The 6,549-nt window shown below is 33.9% G+C and carries 9 protein-coding genes and 1 pseudogene; 2 read left to right on the top strand and 8 right to left on the bottom strand.

What is annotated here, in order from left to right:
- Positions 1 to 262: 262 nt before the first annotated feature.
- The 3 genes from AC1DVK_RS26135 to AC1DVK_RS26125 form a co-directional block, all read right to left on the bottom strand.
- Positions 263 to 511: a hypothetical protein gene (locus tag AC1DVK_RS26135; protein WP_410863252.1), complete on the bottom strand. Its 249-nt coding sequence runs from the start codon at positions 509 to 511 to the stop codon at positions 263 to 265.
- A gap of 97 nt (positions 512 to 608) precedes the next feature.
- Positions 609 to 1,382 (bottom strand): GNAT family N-acetyltransferase, encoded by a 774-nt coding sequence (locus tag AC1DVK_RS26130; protein WP_477627747.1) that lies wholly within the window; start codon positions 1,380 to 1,382, stop codon positions 609 to 611.
- A gap of 120 nt (positions 1,383 to 1,502) precedes the next feature.
- Positions 1,503 to 1,730, bottom strand: coding sequence for an SAM-dependent methyltransferase (locus AC1DVK_RS26125; protein ID WP_410863256.1), 228 nt, complete (start codon positions 1,728 to 1,730; stop codon positions 1,503 to 1,505).
- A 168-nt stretch (positions 1,731 to 1,898) separates the two neighbouring features.
- Here AC1DVK_RS26125 and AC1DVK_RS26120 point away from each other — a divergent pair, with 168 nt between their 5' ends.
- The gene (locus AC1DVK_RS26120) at positions 1,899 to 2,057 is read left to right on the top strand and encodes a hypothetical protein (RefSeq protein ID WP_176432076.1); all 159 of its coding nucleotides are present in this window, start codon (positions 1,899 to 1,901) and stop codon (positions 2,055 to 2,057) included.
- 1,026 nt (positions 2,058 to 3,083) lie between these two features.
- Here AC1DVK_RS26120 and AC1DVK_RS26115 read toward each other — a convergent pair.
- The 5 genes and pseudogenes from AC1DVK_RS26115 to AC1DVK_RS26095 form a co-directional block, all read right to left on the bottom strand.
- A pseudogene (locus AC1DVK_RS26115) lies at positions 3,084 to 3,315 on the bottom strand (MMPL family transporter); the annotation flags it as partial.
- A 70-nt stretch (positions 3,316 to 3,385) separates the two neighbouring features.
- Complete coding sequence (locus tag AC1DVK_RS26110; RefSeq protein WP_477627746.1) at positions 3,386 to 3,952, bottom strand: TetR/AcrR family transcriptional regulator; 567 nt, start codon at positions 3,950 to 3,952, stop codon at positions 3,386 to 3,388.
- 203 nt (positions 3,953 to 4,155) lie between these two features.
- Positions 4,156 to 4,317: a hypothetical protein gene (locus AC1DVK_RS26105; protein ID WP_477627745.1), complete on the bottom strand. Its 162-nt coding sequence runs from the start codon at positions 4,315 to 4,317 to the stop codon at positions 4,156 to 4,158.
- Positions 4,318 to 4,581: 264 nt separating this feature from the next.
- Positions 4,582 to 4,929 carry a VOC family protein gene (locus AC1DVK_RS26100; RefSeq protein WP_410863268.1) on the bottom strand — a complete coding sequence of 116 codons (348 nt, stop codon included), beginning with the start codon at positions 4,927 to 4,929 and terminating at the stop codon, positions 4,582 to 4,584.
- 263 nt (positions 4,930 to 5,192) lie between these two features.
- Positions 5,193 to 5,828, bottom strand: coding sequence for an FMN-dependent NADH-azoreductase (locus AC1DVK_RS26095; RefSeq protein WP_089364940.1), 636 nt, complete (start codon positions 5,826 to 5,828; stop codon positions 5,193 to 5,195).
- 569 nt (positions 5,829 to 6,397) lie between these two features.
- On the opposite strand from AC1DVK_RS26095, the gene AC1DVK_RS26090 reads away from it, so the two are divergent.
- A partial coding sequence (locus tag AC1DVK_RS26090) for a transposase (RefSeq protein ID WP_477626697.1) occupies positions 6,398 to 6,549 on the top strand: 152 nt, incomplete at its 3' end.

Here is a 6,549-nt window from a genome sequence, read left to right as displayed (position 1 = left end):
GAATGAAAGGGCATAGGATTATGACCCGTTGAGACATGGGAGGGAAAGCCTCCAAGGGCAGCGTGGAAAATGCGTGCAGCATATGTAATAATATGGGATTTTTAATGGATCCCCTATTTCAATCTGCCCTCATCTTATCAAAACGGTCCTATCTCTTTCGTTCATCTAAAGCAACCTATACCATGTGGTATGAAATCCTGCGAATAAGCGAGTATTCGTGAGCATTATCTATTAAACTGAGGGAGTTCATTAAGGATGGTTTTTATACCATTAGATTATCAAATAAAATTCCTGTACAAATTAACGTCATCCCAATAATAATATGGACTTTTTTTTCATTTACTTTTGAATTCTCTAAAATAGTGAATATGATCCCAATTACGCCAATAAATACAACACTTCTTATAAAATAAGATGTATTTACAAGAAAAAGGTTAGGAAACTTCTGATAAAGACCAGATGTAACACCCATAACAAACAAAAAAAGAGGAATTCTTAACTTCCAATACATTTTTACACCTCATTTAATCGAGGAAATTAATACTTTATTTTATCATTGACCAATTCATAAATAAGTTATTGAAATCCATATCTCCAATAAGAACTTTTTACCTTCTAACGAATACCGAATATTCCATTGGATTTTCGAATCCTAATCTTTCAGCCAGCTTTATCGACGCAAAGTTGTTAACAACACAGTCCCAATTGGGTTTCAAATTTCTTTCAATACAATGTCCAATGAATATTTCTGCAACATTTTGAGCTAAGCCCATTCCTCTATACTTATTTTGAGTTGCAATATCAATTTCAGCAAATTGTGATGAACTGAATATAGATGTACACTCACTTACAACGGTATCATTATGTAACAAACAATAACCAAAACCATTCTCAAGAAAATTTGATACTGAACCCCAATATTCATTATAATAAGCTTCATTAAATTCCAGACTTTCAGTAATTATTTTTTCATCTATTCTCTTTACTATAAAATCATTGGGTGATTTCCCCCTTTTTATTGTTGAATATGTATCCTTATTAAAATGAAAAGAATATCTCTGCATTTGTCTTAACTCATTTCCAAACAACTTATTTATAACTTGATCCCATTCTTTTGATGGAGAAAACAAAGTGAATCGCATTTTTTCATTTTTTCTACTTCTAAAAATTTTTAAAAATATGCTGTCAAGACCATTGTTCCTTTCGTCTCCACCAACAGCAAAAATACCTGAATCAGTTCCAACAATAACTGTTCTCTTTAATTCATCCATATAAACCTGTCCAGGAATATAATTATTTAATACAGAGTAAGCAAATGTCGGATAAGTTTTATTATCCTTATTTTCCAGTAAATTCAAGGCCTTTTCAAATTCATTATTCATAAACTGCTCCCCTTTTGTTTTACTATTCCTCAATCTTTTTGTACTTCCCTTCTCACTAACTTGCCCCCGATAGTTCTTGATGAAAAGAATTCCGAGGCAACCTCCCTTTTTGAGGAAATATTACTTTTCACAAGAAAAAATCAAGAATAGTGGAATTCTCATTCGACGTTTATATTCACTTTCATTGCTAAATTCCTCAACTCTTGGAGTGCCTTCTCTAATATCTTCAATCTTGAATCCAGCTAGCTTTAAAAATTGATAATATTCTTCAAAAGTTCGATGATATTTAACAACCCTTTTATCAATCCAGGGTTCTATTCGTTCGCCACTATTAAAATAATCATCCACGATCCAATCTGCTTTTAAAGAAGAAGCTACTGCACTTTTTATTGATGAAGTTAATACGGGATGCTGAACACCCCCTACTTTAAGGGAACTTTGCTCAAATTCTCAGGAATAACGAGTGTTTCTTTGTAAATAATAAGGTTGTTAAACAATAAATTAAGGAGGAGTTGTATGCAACAGGATCAACAAGCTAAAGCGAAATTGGGTTCAATTATGAAACCACAATTTTCCGGAACAGATGCACGAAAAGTAAAACAAGAAATTCAAAAAGATGTAAGCGAAGGACAAGGTGCAATGACTTCCCGAGAGGCAGGAGCAATGCGCGATTAAAAAACCACTTTGAGTGGTTTTTTATTTTTCTGCGTCAATTAAACACTTTACATGTCTCATTTCAATTTGATGGAGTTGCTGCAAACTTAATGATTAAGCACGGTTGGTTTGAAAGACCACCTCAAGCCATTGACCGTGAATATCTAGCTAAAGAAGTAAAAAAATAAATATAGCAGAAACATCTAGCTCAATACGTGTACATAATGTAAAAAGTTCAATATTAATCCTGTTAAAGCAAATAATAGTCCAATGTAAAACGTCCAAGGATTATCCTCTTTTTCAGAATCAAAGGTCCGGTAAGTAATAAAACCCAATAACAAAGATACGATAGGAATAATTATATACTGTGGCCCAAAGATAAAGGATACTAGACCTAATAATAGAGTTAGCATCCCATAAGGATTTTGTCCCTTTATAGTATTTAAATGCTCAATTTCCTCCGGGGTCAGGCCTTCGTGTTCGTACTTAGTTATTATTCGTTTAAGCATCCCTTGCACATCCCTTGAAAAATGATGTATATAACAAAATCAAGCTTACCACAATTGTCAATTATTGGTCATCCCGATTTGTAAAAAAATTGTAGTAACATCACCGTACCCTCTTACAACTTCCCTTATATGAAGGAGCCCTTTTTCTGACAATGTAATTCAACGAACGCACCCGTTACTTTAAGTGTATTAAATCCCAAACTTAGCTGGTTTTGTTTAATAAGAGAGATGTGCTCAATACTAATTTTCATTTATTACAGGAATACTGCCCCATTAGTTCCATAAAGAAAACGCTGCCTTAAAGACAGTTCTGATCTTTAGCTAACGCGTCTATAAGTTGAAGAAATAATAGTCAATAGCTATCCAATAAAAGAGTAATGCACTAATAAACCAAATTAAGTAGTCCTTACGCTTTTTGTCTCTATCTCGTTCATAACAACAGTTTAGAAACTCATTTTACCATGAAATTCCAATAACTGGGTTTAAATATCATTTTAAACTATCCTGCCCCTAGTTCCATAAGAAAAGGAGTTGCTGGTTTTTTCGTTAAGCCCTTATCGCTTCCACTGTTGAAGACCGCTATAATGCCATACGTTTCGCCGCCTTTTTTATCCATTTGCTTTATCATCTCTTTAGAAACAGCGCATTTGTTCAGTATCTGGGACCGTAATTTGTCCTTTTTCTTTGGTCAAATGGTCCATATTAGGCATTGTTGTTAACGACACAATCGTAACGATTATCCATAAGACAAAGGAGAGGCTTCCCCAAATTTTTCATTTGATTTCACCTTTCTTTTATATAGGAATGAATATTCATTCCATTGTTGCGAAGCTACCCGAATCAAATGACTCTAATAGCATTCCATGCGCTTTCTTCAAGTTCTTTTAATAATTCCGGTGTCTCTGCTAGTTTCCCTGTCTCGATCATCTTAACTAACATTACAATTGGTCCATAAACCATCGCAATTAATGCAGATGACGGTAAGGGGCGAATATATCCTTTTTCCTTTCCATCCTCTATTACTCTTATAATGAAGTCCAGAAAGTCATTAAACGTTTCTTTACTATTCTCATCCAGATAATAACCATCATCATGAGAATTTATAAATATAAAAGCATTCACATTTTTTCTTGCAAAATCAAATATTCTAATTAAAATGTGGGTAAACTGCTCACGTATTATTGAATTAGAAGGAAAGTCGGTTCTTATGGCTTCAGAAAACTGAAGAACACATTTGATAAATAAAGAATTAACAAGGGATTCTTTATTGACAAAATAACGATAAATGGTCCCAGCGCCCACTTTTGCTTGGTCAGCTATCATCGGTACTGTGGTTCCATCATAACCACGTTCCGCAAAAAGTTTCATAGCTGCTTCAAAAATATCATCTTGTTTGTTTTTGGACATTTCTCTCACCTCATATCAGGAATGAATATTCATTCTGTTATTATTATAGTTTAAAGTTGTTAAAAGTCAAGTAGTTTGAAGCTATGAACAGAGGTACTGTCAGAAAATGCGGATTTACACAACCAGTACTAAAAAAGCAACCCCTCAGTGATATCAAAATAAGATTTTTTAACCGTACTGAGTGTCATACAAATAAAAAAATTCTATTTCATAGTAATCTCTTTTTGGTGCACGTACTCAATAAATCCATTAACAACTTCCATATATTTTTGTTCGACTTTTTGTTGATCAATTGTTTGGATTTGGCGTTCTTTCATAATCCACTTACCATCAATCATTACATGTTTGATAGAATCTTCTTTCAAGTAAAGTAATAAATTATGCAGCAATGTAGAATAATGCTCTGTTTCGAGTAATGGTAAAAGAAAATCTTCTTTTTTTCATTTTTTAATACATTATAAATCTCCGTTCTATCTTTATGTATTTATTAAAAATAAAGTTTGATCAAAAATCTCCCTTTAACCCTAAAAAAAACAGCAAATAAAAAATCGTTATTCTGAAAAAGATTGATCATTCCTTATTGAACTAAAGCACCCCTTAGTTCAACAACAAAATTTATTATTATCCTATTACTTCTCCCAAAGCTCAATACGTCTTCCCTCTGGATCTTCAATCCAAATAAACTTTCCAAATTCATTAATCGTCTTTTCCCTAACAAGGGGAACGCCCAGTTTTTCTAGATGTTTGATACTGTCACCCAAATTTTCAACTTGAAAGTTTAACATCACTTGTTGTTCTGTTGGAAAATAGGGGTCACTTTCAGAAAAGAAGGAAAAGATAGTTTCATTGCCTGATTGTGGTGTAATAATGGTACCATTCCAATTTTCAATTTCAATGTTCAGGACTTTACTATACCATTTTTTTATATCCTCTAGATTTTTAGTCCTCCAAAAGATTCCCCCAAAACCCTTTATTATCATAAGAATCTCCTTCCTATCCCATTAGTTATTTATTTAAATTCTAGTTTTGAAAGCGAATTCCTTCTTTCAATAACCTTCCCCGTCAGCCATTCATGAAGCGCAAAGATCAGCGCTTCACCACAGAGAATGAAAATTGGTCCCTATATCGATACTGTTTTAATGGCTGGTGAAGAAGGTCGTTGAATTGTGGTGCCTTGGAGCCATCCGTTAGTCACTCCAACGACCACGGTGTACCACCGACTGTGACACTTCTTTGGAAATTAAAAATTTGGAGCTAAATCTTTTGCTTGTGCAATAGCATTTTCTTTAATTTCTTGTGCTTTATCAGGCATTGCCGCATGTCCTTCAACGAATAAACCTTCAAAAGAAGGAACTCCGAAGAATTGCATAATGATATTTAGATATCGGTGACCCATTTCCATTTCAGCTAATGGCCCTTCGGAAAAAATACTACCGCGAGCTTGAATATGTATGGCCTTCTTATCAGTTAAAAGGCCAACTGGACCTTGTTCAGTGTATTTAAATGTTTTACCAGCAACAGAAACGGAATCAATATATGCTTTCAATACTGGTGGGAATGAAAAATTCCATAAAGGTGTTACAAATATATATTTATCGGCAGCTATAAATTGCTCACATAACTCTGAGAGTCGGCCAACTTTTGCTTTCTCTTCCGACGAAAGTTCTTCAAATCCCTTTCCAGATTGAAGTTTCCCCCAACCACTGAAAACATCCACATCAATTTCAGGAATGTTTTCCTTATAAAGGTCAATGTTTACAATTTCGTGGCTAGGATTTACTTCTTTATAAGTTTCAATAAATGCTTTTCCAACAGCCATACTGTAAGATTGAGTGTCATCATGAGGATGAGCTGTAATGTACAATACCTTTGTCATTTTGTATCTTTCCTTCCCTTCTATATCTTTGAACATTCTAGTTTGTGTAATAAATTAACATTTATACAATTACCTCGTGATTAATCTAAAGCCTAAGGTACAAAGTGTATAGAAAATAATAATCAATAAATGTTAAAAATTTTAGGAATCTTAGGGGGCAACAATTATGAAAAAAGTTTGTATGACGGGAATCCCACCCGCTATATGATACGACCTATGCTCGGCCGCACGCACCTGTTCCTTATTTTTAAGCGACCATATAATAATTCCGACCCAATAAATTGCTAAAAATATTTAGCTTGAAGGATCCATAAATTCACCTCTTATAACACTTTTCAATAATCAATGTTTAACAATCATACTTTCACGATTCTGCCCGTAGTGGCATAAGAAAAAGGCTGCCTCAGCAACCTTCACCTTTTAGTTGATTAAAAATTAATTCCGACTCAATCAGTTAAAATAAAGGAGAGTACATATTAGCCATGTGGTATTATCCCCTACAGGTAGACAGAGTAAAAAGAGAGCATGATAAAATGTTCTTAACAGTCTATCTGAGAGGGGATTTTTCTATGGCAAAAAAGGGGCAAACGTTTCAAACATATACAGAAGAATTAAAGCGAGAAGTTGTTCGTTTGAAGTTGGAGGAAGGCTGGTCATATCGTCGGCTTCGTGAGCGATTTGGTATCAAAAGTGATGCACAAATAGCGAATTGGGTAAAGAA

The sequence above is a fragment of the Peribacillus sp. P4_B1 genome (genome assembly GCF_056402395.1).
This window is presented reverse-complemented; position numbering and strand designations above follow the sequence as displayed.

What these genes read in the sequence shown, in the direction of transcription:
- AC1DVK_RS26135 (WP_410863252.1), bottom strand. Translation starts at nt 511, where the DNA reads ATGTATTGGAAGTTAAGAATTCCTCTTTTTTTGTTTGTTATGGGTGTT.
- AC1DVK_RS26130 (WP_477627747.1), bottom strand. Translation starts at nt 1,382, where the DNA reads ATGAATAATGAATTTGAAAAGGCCTTGAATTTACTGGAAAATAAGGAT.
- AC1DVK_RS26120 (WP_176432076.1), top strand. Translation starts at nt 1,899, where the DNA reads ATGCAACAGGATCAACAAGCTAAAGCGAAATTGGGTTCAATTATGAAA.
- AC1DVK_RS26110 (WP_477627746.1), bottom strand. Translation starts at nt 3,952, where the DNA reads ATGTCCAAAAACAAACAAGATGATATTTTTGAAGCAGCTATGAAACTT.
- AC1DVK_RS26095 (WP_089364940.1), bottom strand. Translation starts at nt 5,828, where the DNA reads ATGACAAAGGTATTGTACATTACAGCTCATCCTCATGATGACACTCAA.